General features: G+C 37.1%; 19 protein-coding genes and 3 pseudogenes. 13 read left to right on the forward strand and 9 right to left on the reverse strand.

Going from position 1 to position 23,997, the window contains the following annotated elements; all coding sequences use genetic code 11:
* Positions 1–27: 27 nt before the first annotated feature.
* From glyA to HFP47_RS02570, 3 genes are all read left to right on the forward strand, one after another.
* Positions 28–1,260: a serine hydroxymethyltransferase gene (gene glyA, locus HFP47_RS02560; RefSeq protein WP_011679566.1), complete on the forward strand. Its 1,233-nt coding sequence runs from the start codon at positions 28–30 to the stop codon at positions 1,258–1,260.
* 37 nt (positions 1,261–1,297) lie between these two features.
* The gene (locus HFP47_RS02565; RefSeq protein ID WP_011679567.1) at positions 1,298–1,834 is read left to right on the forward strand and encodes a 5-formyltetrahydrofolate cyclo-ligase; all 537 of its coding nucleotides are present in this window, start codon (positions 1,298–1,300) and stop codon (positions 1,832–1,834) included.
* A gap of 98 nt (positions 1,835–1,932) precedes the next feature.
* Positions 1,933–3,129, forward strand: a complete 1,197-nt coding sequence (locus HFP47_RS02570; protein WP_011679568.1) for a cyclopropane-fatty-acyl-phospholipid synthase family protein — start codon at positions 1,933–1,935, stop codon at positions 3,127–3,129.
* A gap of 67 nt (positions 3,130–3,196) precedes the next feature.
* On the opposite strand, the gene HFP47_RS02575 is transcribed toward HFP47_RS02570, so the two are convergent.
* The 5 genes from HFP47_RS02575 to rbsR form a co-directional block, all read right to left on the reverse strand.
* The gene (locus HFP47_RS02575; RefSeq protein ID WP_011679569.1) at positions 3,197–4,030 is read right to left on the reverse strand and encodes an aldo/keto reductase; all 834 of its coding nucleotides are present in this window, start codon (positions 4,028–4,030) and stop codon (positions 3,197–3,199) included.
* 122 nt (positions 4,031–4,152) lie between these two features.
* Entirely contained in the window at positions 4,153–5,070 is a 918-nt protein-coding gene (locus HFP47_RS02580) for a DMT family transporter (protein ID WP_042252978.1), read from the reverse strand.
* Positions 5,070–5,765, reverse strand: a complete 696-nt coding sequence (rpiA, locus tag HFP47_RS02585; protein WP_042252979.1) for a ribose-5-phosphate isomerase RpiA — start codon at positions 5,763–5,765, stop codon at positions 5,070–5,072. Before rpiA ends, HFP47_RS02580 begins: the two co-directional genes overlap by 1 nt.
* An 8-nt stretch (positions 5,766–5,773) precedes the next feature.
* Positions 5,774–6,715, reverse strand: a complete 942-nt coding sequence (gene rbsK, locus HFP47_RS02590; RefSeq protein ID WP_179875978.1) for a ribokinase — start codon at positions 6,713–6,715, stop codon at positions 5,774–5,776.
* Between the two features lie 113 nt (positions 6,716–6,828).
* Entirely contained in the window at positions 6,829–7,839 is a 1,011-nt protein-coding gene (gene rbsR, locus HFP47_RS02595) for a ribose utilization transcriptional repressor RbsR (protein ID WP_179876391.1), read from the reverse strand.
* Between the two features lie 153 nt (positions 7,840–7,992).
* Here rbsR and HFP47_RS02600 point away from each other — a divergent pair, with 153 nt between their 5' ends.
* From HFP47_RS02600 to HFP47_RS02615, 4 genes and pseudogenes are all read left to right on the forward strand, one after another.
* Positions 7,993–9,216: a NupC/NupG family nucleoside CNT transporter gene (locus HFP47_RS02600; RefSeq protein ID WP_011679574.1), complete on the forward strand. Its 1,224-nt coding sequence runs from the start codon at positions 7,993–7,995 to the stop codon at positions 9,214–9,216.
* 30 nt (positions 9,217–9,246) lie between these two features.
* Positions 9,247–10,179: a ribonucleoside hydrolase RihC gene (gene rihC / locus HFP47_RS02605; RefSeq protein ID WP_179875979.1), complete on the forward strand. Its 933-nt coding sequence runs from the start codon at positions 9,247–9,249 to the stop codon at positions 10,177–10,179.
* Position 10,180: 1 nt separating this feature from the next.
* Positions 10,181–11,139 (forward strand): annotated as a pseudogene (locus tag HFP47_RS02610) (nucleoside hydrolase).
* A gap of 121 nt (positions 11,140–11,260) precedes the next feature.
* Positions 11,261–12,543, forward strand: a pseudogene (locus tag HFP47_RS02615) (chloride channel protein).
* A gap of 64 nt (positions 12,544–12,607) precedes the next feature.
* Here the strand turns inward: HFP47_RS02615 and HFP47_RS02620 are convergent.
* Both HFP47_RS02620 and kdsA read right to left on the reverse strand, forming a co-directional pair.
* The gene (locus HFP47_RS02620) at positions 12,608–13,564 is read right to left on the reverse strand and encodes an SIS domain-containing protein (RefSeq protein ID WP_025267968.1); all 957 of its coding nucleotides are present in this window, start codon (positions 13,562–13,564) and stop codon (positions 12,608–12,610) included.
* Positions 13,548–14,399 (reverse strand): 3-deoxy-8-phosphooctulonate synthase, encoded by an 852-nt coding sequence (kdsA, locus tag HFP47_RS02625; RefSeq protein ID WP_115231050.1) that lies wholly within the window; start codon positions 14,397–14,399, stop codon positions 13,548–13,550. The genes HFP47_RS02620 and kdsA overlap by 17 nt, the downstream gene beginning before the upstream one ends.
* Positions 14,400–14,655: 256 nt before the next feature.
* On the opposite strand from kdsA, the gene HFP47_RS02630 reads away from it, so the two are divergent.
* The 5 genes and pseudogenes from HFP47_RS02630 (at position 14,656) to HFP47_RS02650 (ending at position 19,143) form a co-directional block, all read left to right on the forward strand.
* Complete coding sequence (locus tag HFP47_RS02630; RefSeq protein ID WP_115231051.1) at positions 14,656–15,105, forward strand: Fur family transcriptional regulator; 450 nt, start codon at positions 14,656–14,658, stop codon at positions 15,103–15,105.
* 235 nt (positions 15,106–15,340) lie between these two features.
* A pseudogene (locus tag HFP47_RS02635) lies at positions 15,341–16,221 on the forward strand (metal ABC transporter solute-binding protein); the annotation flags it as partial.
* Positions 16,222–16,236: 15 nt separating this feature from the next.
* On the forward strand, positions 16,237–16,923 hold the full coding sequence (locus tag HFP47_RS02640; RefSeq protein ID WP_042252986.1) for an ATP-binding cassette domain-containing protein: 687 nt from the start codon (positions 16,237–16,239) through the stop codon (positions 16,921–16,923).
* Positions 16,916–17,716: a metal ABC transporter permease gene (locus tag HFP47_RS02645; RefSeq protein ID WP_179875980.1), complete on the forward strand. Its 801-nt coding sequence runs from the start codon at positions 16,916–16,918 to the stop codon at positions 17,714–17,716. Before HFP47_RS02640 ends, HFP47_RS02645 begins: the two co-directional genes overlap by 8 nt.
* Positions 17,717–17,811: 95 nt before the next feature.
* Positions 17,812–19,143 carry an NAD(P)/FAD-dependent oxidoreductase gene (locus tag HFP47_RS02650; protein ID WP_179875981.1) on the forward strand — a complete coding sequence of 444 codons (1,332 nt, stop codon included), beginning with the start codon at positions 17,812–17,814 and terminating at the stop codon, positions 19,141–19,143.
* A gap of 35 nt (positions 19,144–19,178) precedes the next feature.
* Here HFP47_RS02650 and HFP47_RS02655 read toward each other — a convergent pair whose 3' ends face one another.
* Entirely contained in the window at positions 19,179–20,840 is a 1,662-nt protein-coding gene (locus HFP47_RS02655) for a hypothetical protein (protein ID WP_179875982.1), read from the reverse strand.
* Positions 20,841–21,034: 194 nt separating this feature from the next.
* Between HFP47_RS02655 and HFP47_RS02660 the strand changes: the two genes are divergently transcribed.
* The gene (locus HFP47_RS02660) at positions 21,035–22,735 is read left to right on the forward strand and encodes a hypothetical protein (protein WP_059442027.1); all 1,701 of its coding nucleotides are present in this window, start codon (positions 21,035–21,037) and stop codon (positions 22,733–22,735) included.
* Positions 22,736–22,781: 46 nt separating this feature from the next.
* Here the strand turns inward: HFP47_RS02660 and add are convergent, their stop codons facing one another.
* Positions 22,782–23,798 carry an adenosine deaminase gene (gene add, locus HFP47_RS02665; RefSeq protein WP_179875983.1) on the reverse strand — a complete coding sequence of 339 codons (1,017 nt, stop codon included), beginning with the start codon at positions 23,796–23,798 and terminating at the stop codon, positions 22,782–22,784.
* Between the last annotated feature and the right edge of the window lie 199 nt (positions 23,799–23,997).

Raw genomic sequence — 23,997 nt, forward strand, 5'->3', positions numbered from 1 at the left:
TAGGCTATATCAACCAAGGAGAATCAAATGTCATATCAAGAATTAGACCCTATTGTCTGGAGTGCGATTCAACAAGAAAGTGCGCGTCAAAACCGTACAATTGAATTAATCGCTTCTGAGAACTTTACATCGCAAGCCGTACGTGCCGCACAAGGTTCGGTGTTGACAAATAAGTATGCTGAAGGATACCCTTATAAGCGTTATTATGGTGGCACGGAGTACGTGGACGTTGTTGAACAGGTAGCCATCGATCGTTTAAAAGAACTTTTTGGTGCTGAATATGCTAACGTTCAGCCGCATTCTGGTTCCCAAGCGAATGCTGCTGCTTACATGGCATTTTTAAAGCCAGGTGACAAGATATTGGGTATGAGTCTTGACGCTGGTGGACACTTGACACATGGGGCCAAGGTCAGTTTCTCTGGAAAAGTTTATGAATCACATACTTATGGATTAAATTCGGAAACAGAAACCTTAGATTATGAAGCAATTGCCAAGCAAGCACGTGAAGTAAAACCACAGATGATTGTGGCCGGTGCTTCTGCATATTCACGAATCATTGAATTTGATAAGTTTCGTGCGATTGCTGACGAAGTGGGTGCCTATTTAATGGTTGATATGGCGCATATTGCCGGACTTGTAGCTGCTGGGCTACATCCCAATCCAGTAGGCATTGCAGATGTTGTTACATCAACAACACATAAAACATTGCGAGGTCCGCGTGGTGGGGTTATTCTATCACAGGAAAAGTATGCTAAGCAGCTTAATTCAGCTATTTTCCCTGGATCACAAGGTGGACCATTGGAACACATTATTGCAGGTAAAGCAATTGCCTTTGGAGAAGCTTTACAACCTAAATTTAAAGACTACGCACAACAAGTTATTAAAAATGCGCAAGCTATGGCAAAAGTTTTCAATGATACTGAAGATATTCGTGTTGTAGCTGGTGGCACTGACAACCATTTATTCAATTTGGACCTAACTAAAACAGCGTTAAATGGTAAGCAAACACAGGAATTATTAGACACAGTTTCAATTACTACAAACAAAGAAGCTCTGCCAAATGAACAATTAAGTCCATTTGTTACATCTGGTATTCGTATTGGAACTGCAGCAATCACAACGCGTGGATTTGATGAAGATGATGCCACTAACGTAGCCGAATTGATTGTGACAGCCATTCATCATTATGATGATGAAAAAGTACTCAAGCAAGTGAAACGTGAAGCTGAAGCATTAGCAATGACGCATCTATTTGAATAATTTAAAAGCTGGTAAAACCGGCTTTTTTTGGTGAAAAATGCAAACAAAATCAGAATTAAGAATTCAACAAAAAGCAGCTCTTGCTAGAGAAAATCTGATGAAGCGTAAAAGGGAAGAGGAGCAACTTTATGCACTACTTTTCCAGACGCCTGAATGGCAATCTGCTGATAGTATAGCAGTTACTTTGAGCATGGAGTTCGAATTAAATACGAGTCCGATTATTATTAAAGCCTGGGAAAAAAGCAAGCGAGTTCTCGTACCAAAAATTATTAATCACAAAATGATTTTTGTGGAAATAGATTCAAATACACGTTATCAAACGGGGATGTTGAACATTAGAGAGCCACTAATAGATAACTATCAGGCCGTTGAACAACTGGATCTGGTAATTGTTCCTGGGTTAGCTTTTACTGTTAGCGGTAAACGTTTAGGTTTTGGGGCTGGATATTATGATCGCTTCTTAGAACACTACGCGGGGCATACGATCAGTGTAGCCTTATCGACGCAATTACTAGATGATTTACCAACAGAAAATCATGATCAAACTGTTCAACGTATTTTGTATGCAAAATAGCTAATTCCTTGATGCAGCACTATCCTCCATTTTTGGCAATGTTTGACTTTTGGTAAATGTTTTCTTACAATACCAATATAGTAGGTAAAGGGGAAATTATGCTTGACAAAACAATTTATAAACAGATTTTTAAGTCTAGTTTCGACGCCCCAATCGACGTTGAATTTTGGGATGGGGAAAAGGTAAGTTACGGTCAAGGAGACCCAATTGCCACAATCATCCTTCACGAGGTCATACCGATCAAAGACATTATGGCACATGCCTCGCTCACTTTTGGTGAAGCGTACATGGATGGAAAAATTGAAATTAAAGGTAATCTACAACAGTTGGTTAAGATTGCGTATGATTCCAAAGAAAGTTTTTTGAATGGATCTAAGTTTTCTAAACTTATTCCTAAACACTCACACTCGGAGAATAAGAGTAAAGCAGACGTGCAGAGCCATTATGATATTGGTAATGATTTTTATAACATGTGGTTGGATCCCACAATGACTTATTCTTGTGCTTACTTCGTTAGCGAAAAAGATACACTTGAAGATGCACAATGGAACAAAGTACGCCACATTTTAAATAAACTTCATGCACAATCTGGTGAAACTTTATTAGACATCGGATGTGGCTGGGGCACATTACTGTTCACCGCAGCTAAAGAATACAACTTGGAAGCCACTGGTGTAACACTTAGTCAACAACAGTATGATTTTGTTTCTAATAAGATTAAAGAAGAAGGACTTGAAGGTCGAGTTCATGTTTATTTGGAAGACTATCGTGAGTTAAAAGATACTTATGACCATGTAACTTCTGTTGGTATGTTCGAACACGTTGGGAAAGAAAACTTAGGTGAATACTTCAACCAAGTGAACAACCTTCTCACAGAAAATGGTACAGCCTTAATTCACGGCATTACTGGGCAACATGACGGTGCAGGTGTTGATGCTTGGATCAATAAATACATTTTCCCAGGTGGTTACATCCCAAATATAGCGGAAAACGTGGGACACATTATTGATGCTTCTTTGCAGGTTGATGATATTGAACCGTTGCGTCGTCATTATCAGAAAACATTGGAAATTTGGACAACTAATTTCCACAAAGTTGAAGAGGAAGTTATTTCAAAATATGGTGAACGTTTTTACAGGATGTGGGATTTATATTTGCAAGCTTGTGCAGGTTCATTTGAAGCTGGAAATATTGATGTCGTTCAGTATTTGCTCACCAAAGGGCCTTCTGGTACAAACTTACCAATGACGCGTTCATATATTTATCATGCTGATGTTGCTAGCGGTGTGAAATAGCGTGTAATCTCGTTAGATTAGTAAAAAGCAGTCAACTATGATTAGAAGTTGACTGCTTTTTTATTGATTAAAATTCCTGATAAACTGCAGGATCTTGATTATTTGTCCTGCCATCAGGTTTTGTTAGATCGTTGATACGTTGCATATCAGATGAACTAATTTCAAAATCAAAAAGATCTAGGTTACCTTTTTGTCTTGCGTAACTACTTGCTTTAGGTATAGGCAATACGCCAAGAGATATTTCCCATTTCAACACGAGTTGACCAATATTCTTGTGGTATTTTTTAGCTAATTCAACTAAAACAGGGTCTTTCAAAATCGCACTTGCACGACCCAATGGGCTCCAAGCCTGTGTTAAAATATTTTGAGTGTTATTGTATTCACGCAATTCCTGTTGATTGAAATAAGGATGCAATTCAACTTGGTTAACAACTGGTAATATATTGGTTTCTTTTTTCAAACGTTCAATATGTTCAGGAAGAAAATTGCAAACACCGATTGATTTAACAAGACCAAACTTTTGCGCCTGAATGAGTGTGTGCCAAGCCTCTAGATAATGATCATCAATCGGGTTGGGCCAATGTAATAGGTACAAATCAAAGTAATCTAACTTACTTCGATACAAGGATTCTTGAATTAGATCAATTGAGTCTTGATAACTACTGTAATACTTCCCTGGAAGCTTTGAGGTGATGATTAATTCATCGCGATTGACATGCGATTGTTGTATAGCTTGTCCAACTGTACCTTCGTTCTGGTAATTAAAGGCAGTGTCGAATAGACGATAACCAGCATCAACTGCGGATAAAATTGATTGTGTTCCTGCAAAGCCATTTAATTTATATGTGCCGAAACCAATTTCTGGTAAGTGTTGACCATCGCTTAGTTCATGAAATGTCATAAATATAGACCTACTTTCTTCGTACTATAATCCCTATAGTAGGTCAAGAATTTAGGAGTTGCAAGAGAATGGTTTGCTCACTAGCAAACAAAAAAACATCATCTAAGTAATGTTTTTAAGTATTAGTATATTTTAATAATTAAAATACCAATCAACATGCCAATAACGCCAATTATTTGATAGATAGAAATTGATTGCTGTTTTGATTGAAATAACCCAAATTGTTGAATGAGCATGGCGCCAATCATAACGCCTAGTGTTGAAATACTAACCGTGAGACCTGGACCTAACGGTAGGATGAGAAGTGACATAAGGGTTACAAAAGCAGCACCAGCTAAACCAGCAAACCAAGATTGTGACAGACGGATACCAATGCGCAAATAACGCCAATTGCTGTTTTTCAAAAAAGCGAGCACGATCAATCCGATTATGAAGGCCCATAATGCGCTAACAGTCGGGCTTTGGATGTAATGACCTAGTTGACCATTAAAGGTAGACTGCACAGTGCATAAAATACCAGCGCCAAAAGCCCAGAGACGATTTAGCATTTGTGATTTTGAATGCTCACTACTTGCCAATTCTATAGTTGAATGTCGAGCCGATAACACCACGGCAATATAAGTGCCAGCTAAAAGAATGATGATACCAATGATGCGAGTCACTGAAACCATAACAACTGTTGTATTAAACCATCCAAAGGTTTCAAAAAACATACCGGATAAAATTTGCCCTAATGTTGGAAACATGACTGTTTCCACAGACCCAATTTTTGGGAAAAGAATAATACAACTTGTAATGAATACCAATCCGAAAAGACCACCTGTTGTCATCCATATTGGTGCTGAGAAGATAAGCTCTATTTTTGAAAAGTCACCCAGAATAACAGTCAGAATGAGCAATAAAAATGAACCAACTATATATGCCATAAAACAAGCAACGAGGGGAGATTTGAGCAAAAAACTTAACTGCGCGTTAACGGCATTTTGAGCAGCCAAAATTAAACCAGCTCCAATGGCAAGTGCAATATATATCATGTACATCAGTTTATCTCCACATGAGCTTGCTGTCGTTCTTTAATTTCTACTGTGTTATCGCCAATAATTATTCGATCACAAATATTTAAAAACAAACCGTGCTCAACAACGCCAACTTGGCTTTCAAGATATTCGGCGAGGGCATATGGATTGTTAATTGTGGTCATATGGCAATCAATAATGTAGTGACCAGCATCAGTGATAACGGGCTTGTTATTTCCGGGATGACGACGTAGCTTGGGAAATAGACCTTTATTGGCAAATTGTCGTAACAACTGACCGCTACCGTAGGGGATAACCTCTACGGGCAGCGGGAAAGAACCTAGCGTGTTGTGCACTTTACTGCGATCAACGATCCAGATATTTTTCTTTGAGTTTTTAGCTACTATTTTCTCCATCAGTAGGGCAGCTCCGCCACCTTTTATACCGTTAAGGTAGGAATCGACTTCATCTGCACCATCAACTGTAACATCAATATGGTCAATGGCATCAATGTCGACAATTGGAATATTTAATTCTGCGCATCGCTGACTAGTAATTGTTGAAGTGGTCACGCCGATGACGTTATATTGAGAAGCAGCTAAAGCATCTAAAAAATAAGAAACAGTTGAACCAGTTCCTAGTCCGATAATCATATCGGTCTGGATATAATTTAAAGCGGCGAGGGCTGCTTGTTTTTTTTGGAAATTTTTTTCATTCATGATAAGCCTCATTCCGCCATAGCAGCATTAGCAAGCAAACCAGCGTCAACGTCTTTTTTATTTGGAATCGAGGCTATTGCACCAGATCGGCTGACGGCTATTGAACTAGCAAAGCAACTACGCCGAATGACGCTTGGTAGATTCGACAAGTTGTCGTCAATATTAGCTGAAAAAGTACCAATAAATGTGTCACCAGCAGCAGTGGTATCAACGGCATTTACCTTGAAAATAGGTAAAATATCTGCCGACCCATTGACATGATAGTAAACACCATCACTGCCAAGTGTAACCACTACGTTGGAAAAACCTACTTTATTTAATTTGGAAGTGAGTGACGTTAACGACGATTGTTTTGTGGTTGGCTCAGTGTGAGCTAGTGCCGCGGCTTCAGTTTCGTTTGGTATGATTAAATCAGTAGATGAAATAATATTTGAATCAAGATGTGACGTAATAGGTGCCGGATTTAATATAGTTAGTACGCCATTTTCCTTGGCGATATTAAACCCAGCAACAATGGCTTCAGTAGGTACTTCAAGCTGTGCTACGATTACATCAGCATTAGCAATTATATTGCGCGCTTTTTCCACATCGGCGCTGGTTAAATTCATATTTGCGCCACCATATACCATAATCGTGTTATGTCCATCTGGCTCCAACATTATAGTGGCGGAACCAGTAAACTGGCTCTTTGTAAAAATATAATCCGTTGATATTCCTTCATCACTTAATAATTGTTTGAAGGCACGTCCACGGTCATCATCACCTACAGCACCGATCATTGTTACATCAGCTCCTTGACGAGCAGCTGCAACTGCCTGATTGGCACCTTTACCACCAAATGTACTTGCTTGATTGTTAACGGTGATGGTTTCTCCTTGGTTTGGTAATCTATCAATCATTTGAATAGTATCAATATTGAGACTACCGATAACAACAACCTTATTTTTCATAATGATTACTCCTTAAAATATCAAAGTTGGTTAAACGTTTTACTAAATTAAGGGTTGATCACAGTGTACGTTATTTTAAAAATAATGTCAAGAAAAAAAGCAACCATAATGTCTTAATGATTGCCTTTTGTATTTTTAACTGGCCCGGTCGATTCACGAATAACCAATTTAACATCGAAAAATTCGGTTTGCAAGGGGAGGTTAGGATGATCGAGACGTCGGATAATCATTTTTAAGGCCGTTTCACCAATTTCCCAAACAGGTTGTGCTATGGTAGTTAATGTAGGAATCATAAATTCTGCATAATCTGTATCATCATAACCAATGATGGAAATATCATCAGGTACTTTAATATCTTGATAGGCCAAACCACGCAAAACACCGATAGCCATTTCATCATTCAAAATGAATGCTGCTGTAGATTTACTTTGAATAAGTTGATGAACAGCTGCCAAACCGCCATGTTTTGACAAAGTAGTAGTAATGATTGCTTTTGGCGTTAAATTTGCTGTAGATAATGTATCTAAGAAACCAGCTCGACGTTGCCGCATGTTATCGGTCAGATTATTTGGTAAAATTAAAGCGATATCTCGATGACCAAGTGACATTAAATGACTGGCTGCCATACTTCCGCCTGTAAATTCATTTGTTTGAACCATATCATGTGCATTTATATCGGCATTTTGATCAAGCACCAGATACGGTATATTACGTTTTTTTAAAAACGTATTAACTTCCGCTCGATTAGGGATGTGCCGGCCAAAAACTAATGCTTCTACGCCACGCTCAACCAAGGAAAAAATTGCATTTTGTAAACTTTCATCGGTTGACCCTAGAAATACTAAATTAACATCAGATGGCGCACTAGCTTGCATGCTTTGAATAATATCGGCAAAAAAAGGCATGCGGAAAGAAGGGACTATGATGCCAATCAAGCGTTTGTGCCTGCCCTTAAGATTTCTTGCAGCGCTGTTAGGAACATAGCCTAACTCATCTCGTGCTTGAAGTACTTTTTCAATCGTTGCCTCAGAAAAACGTTGGCCTTTGTTATTTAAAATTTGAGATACAGCAGCAATGGAAACGCCCGCTTTTTTGGCAACATCTTTTATTGAGATTTTGCGCATCACATTTTACTCCTTAGTTTAAAAACATTGTTCTTAAACTATTGTACCAGTAAAAAATAATTGAGAACGCTTCCATTTTCAAAAAGTTGGTGTTATAATGTTTTTGGTTAAACGTTTTACTAACTTGCATTTTGTTCAAGAGAGGAATAACTTATGTTCTTATTTGCTAATATTCTTGGTATTTTTGTTTTCATTGCCATTGCAGCTCTGTTTTCAAGGGATCGAAAAAATATTCAGTGGAAATCGGTCGGCATTGTGCTGGCACTAGAGATTTTGCTAGCCTGGTTTTTTACTCAATTCAAGGCCGGACAAATCGCTGTGCAAGCTGCAGCTGATGGTTTCAATTGGCTTGTTTCTGTGGCAACACAAGGAATTGCATTTGCGTTACCTGAATGGTTGACTTCCAATAATGGCGGGCCAAACTTTGTGACTTCTGCTTTGTTGCCAATTTTATTGGTTGTGCCCTTGTTTGATATTTTAACCTATATTGGTTTACTACCATGGCTCATTAAGTGGATTGGTAAGGGGCTCGCTTTTATAACTGGACAACCAAAATTTGAAGCATTCTTTTCGATTGAAATGATGTTTCTAGGAAATACAGAGGTCTTAGCTGTTTCAAAAGCACAACTAGATATGATGTCTGCTCGAAGAAACTTTACGCTCGCTATGATGTCGATGAGCTGTGTCACATCGGCTATTATTGGTTCGTATACTCAAATGGTTCCTGGTAAGTATGTTTTAACCGCCATCCCGCTTAATATATTAGGTGCTATTATCATCGCTACGATTTTAAATCCCACTAAAGTGACGCCTGAAGAAGATGTCATCGTCAGTGTTGCATCAGATAATGGTAAAAAGGAGCCTTTCTTTTCATTCTTAGGCGATTCAATTCTTGGCGCTGGAAAGTTGATTTTAATTATTACGGCTACTGTTATTGCGTTTGTTTCTTTGGCGGCACTGATCAATCAGTTGTTCAGTTTAACTGGGCTACACTGGTTAACATTAGAAAATATCTTTGGCGTAATCATGTTCCCATTTGCATGGTTACTGGGATTCAATGTTCACGAGGCTTTCCAAATTGCGCAATACATGGGCACAAAATTGGTAACTAATGAGTTTGTTGTCATGGGTGAAGTTTCAAAATCAATTATGGCCGGTAAGGGACTCTTTGCAAATGAACATGCACGTATTGTTTTGACGGTTTTCCTTACTAGTTTTGCTAACTTTGGAACCCTGGGCATGATTATTGGTTGTTTCAAAGGCCTTGTCAGCAAAGAAAAAAATGATTACATTAGTGCACGAGTACCGTACATGTTGTTGTCAGGGATATTAGTTTCATTATTGTCAGCTGCAACAGCAGGAATGTTCGTTTGGTAGTCAAAAGAGAAGTTCTTAAAAGGAGAAATGATGATACCTATAATTTTAGACATGGATCCAGGGATTGATGATGCAGTTGCTCTATCGATTGCCCTCAGCAATCCTAGCATTGATATCAAGCTACTAACAAGTGTTGCTGGAAATGTTAGTGTTGACAAAACAACCAATAATTTATTAAAGTTGACAACATTTTTTCATCAAACGCAGATTTCGGTTGCAAAAGGTGCCGCTGCACCATTGAAAAAAGATTTCTCTGATGCTGCTTATATTCATGGCGAATCGGGTATGCCTGGATATGATTTTCCTCAAGTGACAAAAGAAGCAATTAAATTAGATGCAGTTACTGCAATGGCCGAAGAACTGGAGGCATCGATCGTGCCAATGACTATTGTTGCTACTGGGTCGTATACGAATATTGCAATGTTGATCCAAAAATATCCAAGTCTACTTCACAAGATTGAAAAATTTGTTTTGATGGGTGGCTCTTTGTCAGGAGGGAATGTGTCTTCAGTTGCAGAATTTAACGTGTTTACTGATCCAGATGCAGCCGACATTGTTTTCAAAAGTGGTGTGCCAATTGTTATGATTGGCCTTGATGTAACGCTCAAGGCGCTATTACCTTTTGAAACAATAGATGCTATTGGTAGTCAAGGGGAAGCAGGTGAAATGTTACAGAAAGTTATGACAGCTTATGGTGATACTGCAGAAGGTGGTAAGCCTATGCATGATGTCAATACAATTTGTTATCTATTAAATCCTGAATTTTATACAGTAAAAGATTACTGGGTTGATATTATTGTTTCTGGACCGGCTGCGGGCGCCACGATTGCCGACACGCAAAATCGATGGTCAGAAGGTCGATTGAATGCACAGGTGGCGGTTGATATTGACACAACAGCGTTTGAAAAGTGGTTTGTTGAACAAGTACCGAAAATGAATCAATATCGTAAAGAGGAAAATTAAAATGGCATCAACAAAAATGATTTTGGACTTGGATACTGGTGTTGATGATGCGCTAGCTTTGGCTTTAGCTGTGTGTGATCCACGAGTGGATTTAATTGGTGTGATTGCTTCTTACGGTAACACACTAATGAAAACTGCAGCACAAAATACATTAGATTTATTACATTTGTTACATGCTGACGAAGTACCTGTATACTTAGGCGAATCACAGGCTTCCACAGTTAATGATTTTGAGGTAATGCATATATCGAAAGCTATTCATGGTGACAATGGTGTAGGAAATATTTTATTAGAAAAATCGCCGCGATCAATTGAAAAAGAAAGTGGCATTCAGTTCTTAATAAATATGGCTCATCAATACCAAGATGAATTAGTATATGTACCCACTGGACCATTGACGAATTTAGCCAAAGCATTACAAATTGATCCAAAGATTGCACAGTTGATTGGGAATACTACATTAATGGGTGGTGCTTTAACGGTTCCTGGCAATGTTACACCATTTACAGAGGCAAATATTAACCAGGACCCGCAGGCTGCAGATCAAGTATTTACTGCTCAAGAACACTTGACAATGGTAGGTTTAGACGTGACCCTTCGTACGCTACTGACAAAGGCACACACAAAAAATGGCGTGACTTAGGAACTAAAGCTGGTCAAACATATGCTGATTTGATGGACTATTATATTGATGCTTATGATAATTTAGGTATTGATCATAGGGGAGCGGCCTTACATGATCCTTTAGCCGTTGCGGTAGCGATAGATCCAAGTTATGTTATGACAATTTCATTAAATATGCGCGTGACTCATGATCAAAAAACGAAAGATTATGGCCGAACGATTGGCGATCGGGAGCGGCTACTTGAACCGACAACGACAAAAGTGGCCGTTGGTGTAAAGTCTGAGCGCTTCGTACATGACTTCATGGATTTTATGATTGCAGTTTTAAAAAATTAATAAAGTAGAAAGATGGCCATTACGATAAGTAATTTGTTGTAGTGGCAATCTTTTTTGTTTAGTTATTATATAATAGTGAGGTAATTCAATATTTATCAGAGAGATAGGGTGAGTGCTTGTCATGAAAAACACATTGCAGAAAAACAACGTTAAATCCGATCAGAGTAAACATCAGTTAATGGTTTTAATTGGTGGAACAGTTTTGATTGGCATTGTCGTTGGCCTCAGTTCTCTTTTTTTAGGGCTTTTATTAGAGTATGTTGAACAATTATTTTTGAACTACGAAGAAACCGTTTGGCAACCAGCTCCAACCGGAACAATTCCTGTCCGCCGATTATTTTCAGTGCTTATCGGTAGTGTGATTGCTGCCGTTATTTGGTGGTTTTTAAGAACAAAGACAAAACCAACGGTGGGGATTACTAAAGCATTGTCGGGAGAGAAGATGCCTTTTTGGCAAACTATCCTTCATGTCATGACACAAATATTTTATGTAGGTACTGGTGGTTCAGTGGGGCGTGAGCTCGCTCCTCGAGAAGCTGGCGCTATGCTTGCCCAAAAAGTAGGGTCGGCGTTTGAAAAATTTAACCTGCCTCAGTTATCTAGTGATGATCGTAAATTACTAATTGCATCAGCCGCAGGCGCTGGTTTTGCAGGAATATACATTGCGCCAATAACAGGAATGTTTTTTTGTACTGAAATTTTATTAAAAAAAATGACGGTACGTACAGTTGCAGTCAGCTTAAGTATGTCAACGATTGCAATGCTTATTGGGTCAATCGCCAAAGGCTTTAAGCCATATTACTTAGTTGGGGATGCAAAATTGTCAGTAGCCACTTTGCTGGTGGTGTTAGTGATTGCACCATTATGTGGTATTGCTGGGTCATTATTTCGAAAGTTATGCCAATGGGCAGAAAAAATCAAACCCGCAAGAATAACATTCTGTGGCAATTACCTATGATGGGATTGACCACGGGACTAATTTCCATAATATTCCCAGAAGTGATGGGGAATGGTCGGTCGTTAGCACAATTGGCTATCAACAGTGAAGGGTTTCTTTCTGTGAGTTTATTGCTATTGGGTGCTTTAACAAAAATGGTGGTGACTGTATTGACTATTCGATTTGGTGCTGCTGGAGGGACCTTGACCCCAGCAATTGCCATTGGGGCTGTTCTAGGAGCATTTATTGGTAGTTTTTTACTTTATTTGGTTCCAGGTATTCCAATGTGGGAAGTAGCTATACTAGGTGCTGCCACGTTACTTGCCGCCTCACAACAAGCACCGTTAATGGCCTTATTTATGATATTTGAAATTTGCCATTTGAATTATGCGATGTTATTACCACTTGGTCTGGGCGTTTTAATATCAATTGTTATCTCGCGAAAAGTATTGAGTCAGTTCAACTGATTTATATATGTTTATATTAAAAAAGACTGGAGGTTTTTCCAGTCTTTTTGGTACAAAGCAAATATCATTCTAATACATCATGAATGGTGACCACACCGACAACTTTTTTATCCTTATCCAAAACGACTAAGTTGGAAATATTATAGTTGGCCATTTTTCTCCAAGCTTCACGATTTCTTTTGTCTTCACTAATACTAATGAAACCTTGTGTCATATAATCTTTTGCTGTTGATCCTTTGACTTTACTGATATTAAGGAACTTTTTTCGAATATCACCATCAGTAATAATACCAATCACATTTTCTTGTTCATCTTTGACTAAGGTAATACCTATTCCGTAGTCACTGATACGGTAGATTACCTCATTGATTGAGGTGTCGACATGAACATAGGGAATTTTAGTGTGCATTGAATTTTTAACGTTTTGAAGCAAAATTTTTCCAATGGAGCCGCCAGGATGGTACATCGCGAAGCTTTCACGATCAAACTCTTTGGCAGTTTCGATGGCAACGAGCAAGGCATCTCCCATGACAAGTGTGGCTGTTGTTGAGCTAGTTGGTGCTAACTTTGTGATATCGGCTTCTTCAGCAACATCAATTGAGAGCACAATATCTGTATTTTTTGCGAGAGTCGAATCTTCAGAACCTGTCATGGCTATAGTTGACAATTCATTGTTATGAATATTTTGTAGTGCTGACAGGGCTTGAAGTACTTCTTGTGTTTCACCACTGTTGGATATGAATATAACAACGTCATCAGATGATACACGTCCTAAATCACCATGATAAGCTGTCCCTGCATCAATATAGAAACTTGCCAAACCTACTGAAGAAAATGAAGCAGCAATTTTATCAGCGATGATACCAGATTTTCCAATGCCGATAAATATAACGCGACCTTTAGTAGATAAAATTTTATCTACTGCTTCATCAAATGATTTACCCAGCGAGCTTTTGACGCGAGTCAGTGCTTCTATCTCAACATCAAATGTTTTCTTTGCGTCTTCATAATAAACCTTCATGATCATAAACCGCCTTCATCTTGAGATTTTGATGGAAGAGGTCGTTAGCTACCTCTAAGATTGGACGTATTTTAGAAAGGTATAATTGACTATCCTGATCAGAAATAGCCTTTGGTGGGTTGGGGTGTACTTCCGCAAAGATACCAGCGACACCAATCGTTAAGGCTGCGCGCATCAATGGGAATGCATAATCTCTATTACCACCCGAATGGTTACCATAACCACTAGGTATTTGGATAGAGTGAGTAGCATCGTAGATGATAGGAAAATTAGTCTCACGCATTTGAATAAGACTGGTCATATCAACTACGAGCTGATGATAACCAAACATACTACCACGCTCAGTAACTAAAATATGTTTGTTGGTTTCTTCGACCTTATGCACAGCACTTTGAATATCTTCTGGCGCCATGAATTGAGCTTTTTTAATATTAACGACACGACCAGTTTTGCCAGCGGCAATTAAGAGGTCAGTTTGTCGACTTAGATAGGCAGGGATCTGTAATACATCAGCGACCTTTGCAACTGGTTCACATTGGTAAGATTCGTGAACATCAGTAACGATAGGGACATTATAAGTCTCTTTTATCTTTTTCAAAATTTCAAGGCCATGAGCCATTCCCGCACCACGATCGGAATCAAGTGAACTACGATTGGCCTTATCGAATGATGATTTGAAAACAAAGTTGATGCCCAATTCGTCAGTAATTTCTTTTAACTTTTCGGCAACCTCAGCACATGTCTCATATGTTTCAATTGCGCATGGACCAGCTAACAGCGTTAGCTTATCATCCGAAAAATTGTACTCTTGGAAAACTTCACTAATTTTTGTCATAATATATCTCCTTATATAGATACAAACGATGCACATATCCTCGCGGTATGTGCCACGAGCCCAAGTATTGAGTGAAGAAGCCTTGGTAAACTTATTGTAGCATTTTTGAATTTAGAAGTAGTAAAAAATGACTTTTCAAGTTTTAAGGAAACAAGCGAGAGCGACTGCTACTTTGGAACAAAGCAGTGGACTAAATAATAATTATGAGAGATAATAATTGTTAAGTAAATTTGATGAATAATGAAAGTGTAATACTATGACAGATGAAGAGTCACAATACAAAAAAGGGTTGGATATCTTACAGAACAGCGAATTTCGTGTAACGAAACAACGCAAAGATCTCCTCAAATACTTATCAAAATTTGAATCACAATACGTCTCAGTGACTGATGTTGATAGTTTTATGCAACAACTGTATCCTAATGTTAGCCATACAACAACTTATCGTAATATCAAAGAATTCTCTGAGCTAGGCATCGTTGAACAACGTTCTGAAAATGGTCAGCTGAATGTCAAATTTCAATGTGACTTTGTTTCGCCACAACATGGCCACTTTTTTTGCCAAAATTGTCATCGGGTGATAAAAATAGATTCAAGTTTGTCTCCTGCATTAAAAGACTCATTGAAAGAATTTTTGGTATTAAACATAAAATTAGAATTGTTTGGTTTGTGTGACCGGTGTCAGCAAAATAACAAGACAGCATGACATTAAGTTACCTTATTTATAAAAAGAGCAGCTATATTGTAAAGATATAGTTGCTCTTTTTTCTTTTAAAGTAAGCATTACTTTTTGTTGACTTTAATAGTAATGATTACTATAATAAAAAAGAAATATTTTAACGCTAAATATAGAGAGAAGGCAGTTCTTATGTTTCAAACTTAAACAAAACGTTTATCTCAACATAAATTTTAGAATAGATGAGAAAGTAGGAAATAGAATTATGAAACAAAAGTATTTTTTTGGCAGTTTGATTGGCGTTATTTTAACGCTCTTCATATTTGTTACTGGTAACAGCACAGTGAGAGCTGATACAAAAAATATCCAGGTAGTTTCCTCAGTTGATTTTTATGGTGAAGCAGCTGAAAAAGTGTTGGGTCAGTATGGTACGGTTAAATCGGTCATTACGAACCCTAATGTTGATCCACATGATTATGAACCAAGTGCCAAAATTGCTACAGAAGTTTCCAAAGCTGATTTAGTTGTATACAATGGCATTGGTTATGATTCTTGGATGACTAAGCTAGCAAAAAATGCAAATGTTAAATCTGTTCGAGTTGGTGAAGATATTTTAGGTAAGAAAAACGGCGATAATCCTCACTTATGGTATCAAAGCCAAACCATGCCTAAACTCGCAAACTACTTGGCTGACAAGTTTTCCAAAATAGATCCTAAACATAAGGCTGCTTTTAAAGCAAACGCTAAAAATATATCGCGAGCTTGGAACCTATTCAAACAAAAATAAAATCACTAAAAAAGAATTCAGATAATAAGTTAGTTGATGTAAGTGAACCGGTATTTGATTACGCTTTGGAAGAACTTGGATATTCTGAAAATAATACACATTTTTCTAAGTCTGTTGAAGATGGTACAGACCCATCACCAAAAGATATCAAGGCAATGCAAGATGATATTAAAAATAAAAAAATCAGCTTCTTTGTTCAAAATACGCAAGCAACCGACAAAACAGTTGGACAATTAGTAAAGTTAGCAAAGAAACATGATGTACCAGTATTAAATGTTACTGAAACGATGCCTAAGGGTAAAAACTACAAACAATGGATGTTAAGTCAGTATAAGCAGTTAGAAAAATCCAAAAATCAGAACAGTAGTCATCATATGATTGAGAAAATTTTAGAAGTTAAACAGTTGGATGTTGAAGTGCCAGGAAGTCTATTAATTCAGCAACTTTCTTTTTCAACCTACTCAGGGGCATTATTATGCATCACCGGCGATAACGGTGTTGGCAAAACAACCCTAATTAATTATTTACTAAAGGCAGCAAGAGACAAAAATAGTTATCAATCAGAAATTCATTTGCACATTAAATTTGATGACATTCAATTAGTACCACAATTTAGAGATATTGATGCAGAGTATCCGCTTAGTATAAAGGATTTTGTAGTGTTGAATTTGACGCATCCTCTTACGCCTTGGCTAACTCTTTCAGAAAAGAAGCACTTAGAAAAAATTATTTCTGTAACTAATTTAAACGAGATTAAGAATCGTGCTTTAGGTCGTGTTTCAGGTGGCGAAAAGCAGCGTGCCTACTTAGCACAAGCATTAATGGCAAATCCCAAGATGTTGATTTTAGATGAGAGTACCTCTAATTTGGATTATGAGTCACGGATTGATCTTTTGAAACTAGTTAAAAAAGTTATTGCACAAGAACAGTTAGCTGTTATTTTCATTACACATGATCCGGAGCTGGTTAGTTTGTTTGGTGATTATGAACTGCACATTAGTAATCACCACGGTGAAATGAACGAATTGCGTTCTTCTGCAGAAAGGGGTACGCATGTTTAATTATCCGTTTATGCAGTATGCGTTCATAGCAAGCTTTTTTATATCAATTATTTGTGCAGTTGTTGGTGTTTTCGTTGTGGCACGTAAAACATCCTTTTATGTCCATACTTTATCTGAAATTAGTTTTTCAGGTGCAAGTTTTGCTATTTTTGCCGGAATATCACCCATTGGCGGCATGCTATTATTTACGATACTAAGTTCAATATTTGTTTCTCTCGCAGGTAACCGGTTGAGTCAACGGGAATCTTCTATTAGTGTTTTTTCAGCAATATTCATTGGATTAGGCGTTTTATTTTTGTCTCTGTCGAATAAGCAGTCTAGTTATGCTACTAACATTTTATTTGGTAGTATTGTTGGTATTAGCCAAGAAAATTTATATGAGCTATTAGTTTTAATTATCGTTATTTTATTAATCACGCTATTAATGTATCGAAAGCTCAAGTATATATCTTTTGATACAATCGGTTCTGATTTGAATGCTACAGGAACCGTCTGGATTTCTTTACTATTCTTAATACTAGTGGCATGCACTGTCAGTGTGACCGCGCAAATTGTTGGATCATTATTGATATTTTCTTTGTTAACGGTTCCTGCATCCTCTGCCAAATACATTGTTAGGTCTGTCCATCATATGATATTGCTTTCGTTTGTGTTTGCATTGTTTGGCACCTGGATGGGATTGTATTTGAGCTATATTAGTAATTGGCCTGTCAGCTTCTTTATCATTATTATTGAGGGTGCTATTTATTGCTTATCATTGCTATATTATAAAATAGACATGTTACATCGTTAATCATTGAGCGAGTATATTGTTTGCCATAAACATTTACCTGAACTATAATTGCCATAACTAATATAGGAAGAACCACTAAAATTGGAGGAAATTTTATGACACAGCAATACGATTATGATGTTTTATATTTGGGTAGTGGGCATGGGACGTTTGATGGTGCAGTTCCACTTGCTCAATCAGGGGTCAAAGTCGGTATTATCGAAAAAGATTTGATTGGTGGTACATGTCCAAACTATGGTTGTAATGCTAAAATTACACTCGATGCTCCAGTTACTTTACTTCGTGAATCAGAGCGTTTCTCGGGCGTTGTTACGGGTAACTTGAAAATCAACTGGAAAGAAAGTGTTGCGCACAAGCAAGAAGTGATTGACGAGTTGCCAGGGATGATTGGTGGACTTATCAAGAGTTCAGGGATTGATATTATTCAAGGATCAGGTGTTTTTCAAGATAATCACACTATTCTAGTAGATGGTCAGCCAAAAACAGCTGATAAAATTGTCATTTCAACTGGCTTACGTCCACATAGGCTTGATATTCCTGGTAGTGAGTTGGCCCATGATAGCCGTGAGTTTATGGATTTAACTGAATTACCCGACAAGATTGTTATTATAGGATCTGGCTACATTAGCATGGAGTTTGTAACAATTGCCAATGCTGCTGGTTCTGACGTTACAGTGCTGATGCACGGGGACAAAGCGCTTAAAGAATTTTATCAGCCATATGTCAACAAAGTAATTGATGACCTTAAGGAACGTGGGGTAAAGTTTGTTAAAAATGCTAAGGTTTCAAGTTTTGAAAAATCAGGTGATCAAGTTATCGTGAATTATGGTGATGATCAGTCATTATCAGTTGGATGGGTGTTAGATGCGACTGGTCGCATCCCAAATACCGACAACCTAGGGTTATCAGAGATTGGCGTGAACTACAATGAAAAAGGTGTGATCGTTAACGAGTATTTGCAAACTAATGTTGATAACATATACGCATCAGGTGATGTTATTGATAAAACACAGCCTAAATTGACGCCAACAGCAATTTTTGAATCAACTTATTTGTTTAAGCGTTTTTCTGGGCAAAGCAGAGAACCTATCACATATCCTGTGATTCCATCAGTTGTATTTACATCTCCTAGAATTGCTAAAGTTGGCGTAACTGTTGAAGAGGCAAAAGAGAACAATTATCAAATTGAAGAGAATAATTTGGTTGGTGATTGGTATCGTAAGGTGAACAAGGAAACAATTAGTGAGAACACCTTAATTTTTGATGATGAACATCGATTGCTTGGTGCAACAGAAGTCAGTGAGCAAGCAGAAAATGTTATCAACACATTGCTGCCAGCCGTTGAATTTAAGTTTAACAAAGAAGAAATTGCTCGGTTAATTCACTTGTTCCCTTCAATCAGCGCCTCTACTTGGGATTTGTTATAAGCTAGTGACAGCTTAAACTTTCTATGGTGCTGTAATCATAAAATAAAAAAGTATAATAAAAAACTGTTTGAGTTGGCAAATGTTAGTTTCCCAATACTGTACACTATCGTTAATAGACTGATCAGCATCGTGAAATAATTACTGATATTTACTGTAACCGTAATCTTTAAATGGTTCAGTCCCTTAGGGATTTTTAATTTAAGAGCGTGGCTGTTTGCAAGTTTTACTTTTTTGTGATTTAAAGTAACATTGTAGTGAATGCCTGAGTATACAGCAATTGGTAGAGAATAGTATCCTTCCTTTGCCGTAGTGATCATGTACTCAGCACTATTATATGTTTGCGATTTTATTTTCAGGGAAGAAACACTTGCATTTTGTAAAGCAGTTATTCTAGATTGTAGTTGATGCTTATTGTTTGCGGGTAAATAATCAATTCCTATTGCGCTATTTTTAATGGTTTGGACATAGTTGTCTCTAGTTAGCCAAAACCGGTAACCATCTTTCGTGGTTTTGTTGTGATAAGTGTGAACCGCATTTAAACTGACTGCAACCAAAGCTAAGGTAATCACAAAATTAATGTCTTTGTATTTTAAAGGATACTGGTCAAAATAATACATAACACTAATGGCTAGCAATAGGGAAGAAATGAACAATAATCGCCCCAAAAATTGAATCATATTGATCGGTGTACTGGTGAGGTTTTGCCAAGGTAACCAGTCAAAAGTGCTAAAAAATACGATAATTGTTGCAATTGTCCAATGGCGCCATAAACCAGATTTATTTGTAAACAACATAATCATTAGGAAAAACAATAAGAAGGTGTTAATTGGTCCCATGTTAAAGCTAGCGGAACGTTCAATGATACTATTATCAAGAAGAGCTTGCCAGTATTTTGTTGCATTTAACGGTACTAACTTTGGTGTTGGACTCATTAATAAATTGGAGGATAGCAGTGACCCGATGTTAGTGAGCGTATAAAAAGACGATAAAATTGCTAGAACAGCGGCTTTTGTGTAATTGATGACTTCTTTTCGTGTTAATTGATGACGCAAAATTCTGATAAAACAGAAAATAGCAATCATGATTGTTACAATGATTAGAGAAAGAATGTGACTGTTAGCGATGGCGCCCATACCGAATCCTAAGTATAGCCAACCATTTGTTAAATTATGCCATATTTTGAGACATCCCAGCAGTACTAGGGGTAAAAAAGCATAAGCCAGTGCTTCCCCAAGTGCATTGCGAGAATAAAGGACAGCCATATGATAAGAACTAAATTGGTATATTGTTACGCCGAGTATTTGAATCCATCTTTTATGTGTTATAAACTTAGCTAGTAGGAAAACGTTGAAAATTGTTAAAAAGTTTAAAATGATAAATCCAACCATTAATGCAACTATCGGATTATTAAACAATAATTTGGGGATTATAAAAATAGTGCTAGTTATCCATGGATACATACCGTTCATGGCAAGCCCAGTGTGGTGAAGGCCAATAAAATTTACAAGAGGGGGTAAAGAACCATGACTAAGCGCTTGTGTTATAGCGTCGTAGCGTGCCAAGTGAATATTACCATCGTAGCTCAATTTGAATGTGTTGTTGGTAAAAGCGGGTAACGTTGATAAGAGTGATGATACACAGATAATGACAAAAACAATGAAGTGATGCAACCATACTGGGGAATGACGTCTTAACATGATATATCCTTTTTTAGTTCGTTCTAAACTGATTTATACCTACCATAATAAAAACAAGGTCAAATAGCAACTATAAAAAGACTAAAATGTCATTATGTATAAATATGTTTAAAATTAATGTTCATTTTATGTTAAAACGATAGTATTTTTCTGGCGTCTAATCTTAGCCAAGAAATACATAAATAGGGGAAGTTATGTCAACATTTTTACAACAGGTTAAAAAACTATGGCCAATCGCCATTCTACTACTGTCGTCAATACTGCTTTTAATACCATTCTTCTTAAATAATGCAATGATAATTGGGTCTGATGCTATTTTTCATTTTAATCGCTTGTATGATACGGCTATGCAGATAAAACATGGGAACTTTCAATATTTTATTTCCATGTATGGATTCCAATCTTCTGGTCGAATTGTCAATGCCTTGTATGGACCATTTATGGCCTACATCCAAGGGCTGATTGTATTAATTAGTCCTTCTTGGTTTGGTTATCAGGTGATTTCAAATGGCATTTTGTATTTTTTTTCTGGCTTGTCCTTGTATCTTCTTTTAAAAAAAGCTGGTGTACAGCTTGTATATAGAATACCATTAGGTATTTTTTATATGACCACATACTCTGTTCAATATTGGACATTACGACAAGGATTTTCGAGTTGGGGAGCAGCATTATTTCCACTCTGCCTTATACCGCTAATTGACTTAATTGAAAAAAAGACGCTTCATCCAATCCAAACGGCTATATGTATCGGCGTCATGTGTCAAATCCATATGTTATCAGCGTTTTTGCTTGTGTTTGTGTATGCTTGCTTTTTCTTAACAGCTTTTTTTGCTAACAGTAAGCACACTAAAATTAAGCTTTTGAAACAGCTAGGATTAGCCATTGTTATTTTCGGTTTTCTAGTATTAAATGTACTCTATAGTTTTATTGCTATTTACAGTGAAAATAATATTGCTCAACCATTTGTCAATAAATGGATGGCAGAAACAACTATTTTTAAAGGTAGTAGTTATTGGTTATTTTATCCGCCCATCTTAATGATTATTGTGCTGTTTGCTCTATGGACGATCTGTAAGCATTGGAAAAAAGAGTCGCAATTATTGAAAGTAACAGCGGTTACCTGCGGATTTTTGTTTATTTTATGTACAGATCTATTTCCGTGGAAATTATTGAATAATTCCCATAATCAATTAATTGAGACAATTCAATTTCCGTTTCGTTTTTTCGTACCTTTCACAGTTCTACTACTCTTAGCAGTTGGTTTGCTTTTGGAAAAGTGGCATACTAGATCAGTTATTTTTGGGCTTATCAGCTATGGTTTATTACTATTGTCGTTGTTTCAAACAGGCATTTCAACTAACAATGCCTTGAATGTGTGGCACCGAACCGAATCCTTTTTAAATTCTTCTGTTCATACGTATTTTACGTCTGAAAATACCAGTGAAATCAAGAAATCTTTTTTCATAAAAAATAAAGTACAAGCTTTACAATACGTGGTAAAGTCCACCCCTGATTACTTACCGGTGAAAACAGTTAAGTGTAAAGATAAATATTCACTTTATCATCATCAAGTTATTAACAAACAAAAATACTTCCATAAGTCTGTTAAAGGCAATAAGTTGGTAGTCGAATGGGAAGGCAGAAGCGTTAAGAATATTCAGGTTCCGGTTATAAAGTACACAGATACCATCTTGCGATTAAATCAAAAAATGCTGCACACAAATGTCAAACTCAGTCGAATAGGAACGCCAATCGTCAAACAAAGGAAAGGTCACAATGAATTAGTTGTTTCTTATCGTAGTGATCGTCTGTTAGATACGATACTCATATTTAATTTTATCAGTTGGTTAATTGTATTTTATATGAATTACAAGTTCAAATTTTTGAACGAGTGATGATTAACTAAGAAAAGCCTGTTCCCATTAAAGGAATAGGCTTTTCTTAGTATTTGGCGGCGTATTGTTCCAACTCTTTTAAATATAATTCTTTCTGGTCGGTACTAATCCAAGCTGATTCAAAAGGATTGCGAGCTAACTGAATTAGTTGCTCCTTACTTAGATTGAAATCAGTAGCCATTTTATAGTAATTGTCACTGATATATCCACCAAAATAGGCTGGATCATCAGAATGAATGGAAATTTTAACACCTTGGTTTAACAAGTCAATCAATTCTTTACCCTTCATGTCTGGCGTAACAAAAGAATTAGAGAGGGGGCAAGATGTCAAACCGATTCCTTTTTTAATAACGAAGTTGACTAAGTCTGGGTCTTCGACGATGTTGGTACCGTGGTCGAGTCGCTCGACTTCCATGATTTCAAGTGCTTGGCGGATATGGTCAATGGAATTCTTCTGATCAATATCACAATGAGTTGTTAAATGCAGGCCGTGGGCTGCGGCATCTTCAAACTGACGAGCAAACTTTAAAGGCGGATTATTATGTTCATCAGAATCAAGTCCTACACCAATAAATTTATCTTTGTAAGGAAGCGCTTCTAGAAGCGTTTGCTGAGCTGACTCTTTCGGTAAGTCACGCAAGAAACACATAATAAGTGCAGCATCAACATTTAAAGCGCGTGCATCTACAATGGCTCTATGGAGGCCAGTAATGATTGTTTTAAAGGCAATACCTCGCGTCGTATGAGCTTGAGGATCAAAGAAAATTTCGACATGACGAACATTATTGTCAGCAGCTCGTCGTAAATAGTCAAAAGCTAAATCATAAAAATCTTCTTCAGTTATTAAAACGGACATTCCTGGATAGTAGACAGCTAAAAAGGACGCTAGATCGTTAAATTGATAAGATTTTTGTATGTCTTCGACGGTTGTTTCAGTTAGCGCAATATGATTGCGTTGCGCTAACTTAAGCTTTAGCTCTGGTTCAATGGTTCCTTCAATATGCACATGTAACTCGCATTTTGGTAGTTTTTTTGTGAATTCATTCGTAATCACAGTTGTCATTGTGTTGTACTCCATTTGCTGTATTGTTCATAATTTATTGATATTTTTTATTTTAACATACTGATTGATTGAAAATAGTCGATAAATACTTATTTATTGTTTAATTTATTTTTTATTGTTCGTTTATTGGTGATAAACGCTTTAATAGTTTATTATTTATTAATTTGATACAATGCACTATAGGCAACTGTTATGGTGT

Source organism: Leuconostoc sp. DB-1, from assembly GCF_013414845.1.
Lineage (GTDB): Bacteria > Bacillota > Bacilli > Lactobacillales > Lactobacillaceae > Leuconostoc > Leuconostoc mesenteroides.

Excerpts from the sequence above, each read along its gene's own strand:
- glyA (WP_011679566.1), top strand. The coding sequence starts at position 28 with ATGTCATATCAAGAATTAGACCCTATTGTCTGGAGTGCGATTCAACAA.
- HFP47_RS02580 (WP_042252978.1), bottom strand. The coding sequence starts at position 5,070 with ATGTACATGATATATATTGCACTTGCCATTGGAGCTGGTTTAATTTTG.
- HFP47_RS02650 (WP_179875981.1), top strand. The coding sequence starts at position 17,812 with ATGACACAGCAATACGATTATGATGTTTTATATTTGGGTAGTGGGCAT.
- HFP47_RS02600 (WP_011679574.1), top strand. The coding sequence starts at position 7,993 with ATGTTCTTATTTGCTAATATTCTTGGTATTTTTGTTTTCATTGCCATT.
- HFP47_RS02570 (WP_011679568.1), top strand. The coding sequence starts at position 1,933 with ATGCTTGACAAAACAATTTATAAACAGATTTTTAAGTCTAGTTTCGAC.
- HFP47_RS02645 (WP_179875980.1), top strand. The coding sequence starts at position 16,916 with ATGTTTAATTATCCGTTTATGCAGTATGCGTTCATAGCAAGCTTTTTT.
- HFP47_RS02655 (WP_179875982.1), bottom strand. The coding sequence starts at position 20,840 with ATGTTAAGACGTCATTCCCCAGTATGGTTGCATCACTTCATTGTTTTT.
- kdsA (WP_115231050.1), bottom strand. The coding sequence starts at position 14,399 with ATGACAAAAATTAGTGAAGTTTTCCAAGAGTACAATTTTTCGGATGAT.
- HFP47_RS02630 (WP_115231051.1), top strand. The coding sequence starts at position 14,656 with ATGACAGATGAAGAGTCACAATACAAAAAAGGGTTGGATATCTTACAG.
- rpiA (WP_042252979.1), bottom strand. The coding sequence starts at position 5,765 with ATGAATGAAAAAAATTTCCAAAAAAAACAAGCAGCCCTCGCCGCTTTA.
- HFP47_RS02640 (WP_042252986.1), top strand. The coding sequence starts at position 16,237 with ATGATTGAGAAAATTTTAGAAGTTAAACAGTTGGATGTTGAAGTGCCA.
- HFP47_RS02575 (WP_011679569.1), bottom strand. The coding sequence starts at position 4,030 with ATGACATTTCATGAACTAAGCGATGGTCAACACTTACCAGAAATTGGT.
- rbsK (WP_179875978.1), bottom strand. The coding sequence starts at position 6,715 with ATGAAAAATAAGGTTGTTGTTATCGGTAGTCTCAATATTGATACTATT.
- HFP47_RS02565 (WP_011679567.1), top strand. The coding sequence starts at position 1,298 with ATGCAAACAAAATCAGAATTAAGAATTCAACAAAAAGCAGCTCTTGCT.
- HFP47_RS02620 (WP_025267968.1), bottom strand. The coding sequence starts at position 13,564 with ATGAAGGTTTATTATGAAGACGCAAAGAAAACATTTGATGTTGAGATA.
- HFP47_RS02660 (WP_059442027.1), top strand. The coding sequence starts at position 21,035 with ATGTCAACATTTTTACAACAGGTTAAAAAACTATGGCCAATCGCCATT.
- rbsR (WP_179876391.1), bottom strand. The coding sequence starts at position 7,839 with ATGCGCAAAATCTCAATAAAAGATGTTGCCAAAAAAGCGGGCGTTTCC.
- rihC (WP_179875979.1), top strand. The coding sequence starts at position 9,247 with ATGATACCTATAATTTTAGACATGGATCCAGGGATTGATGATGCAGTT.
- add (WP_179875983.1), bottom strand. The coding sequence starts at position 23,798 with ATGACAACTGTGATTACGAATGAATTCACAAAAAAACTACCAAAATGC.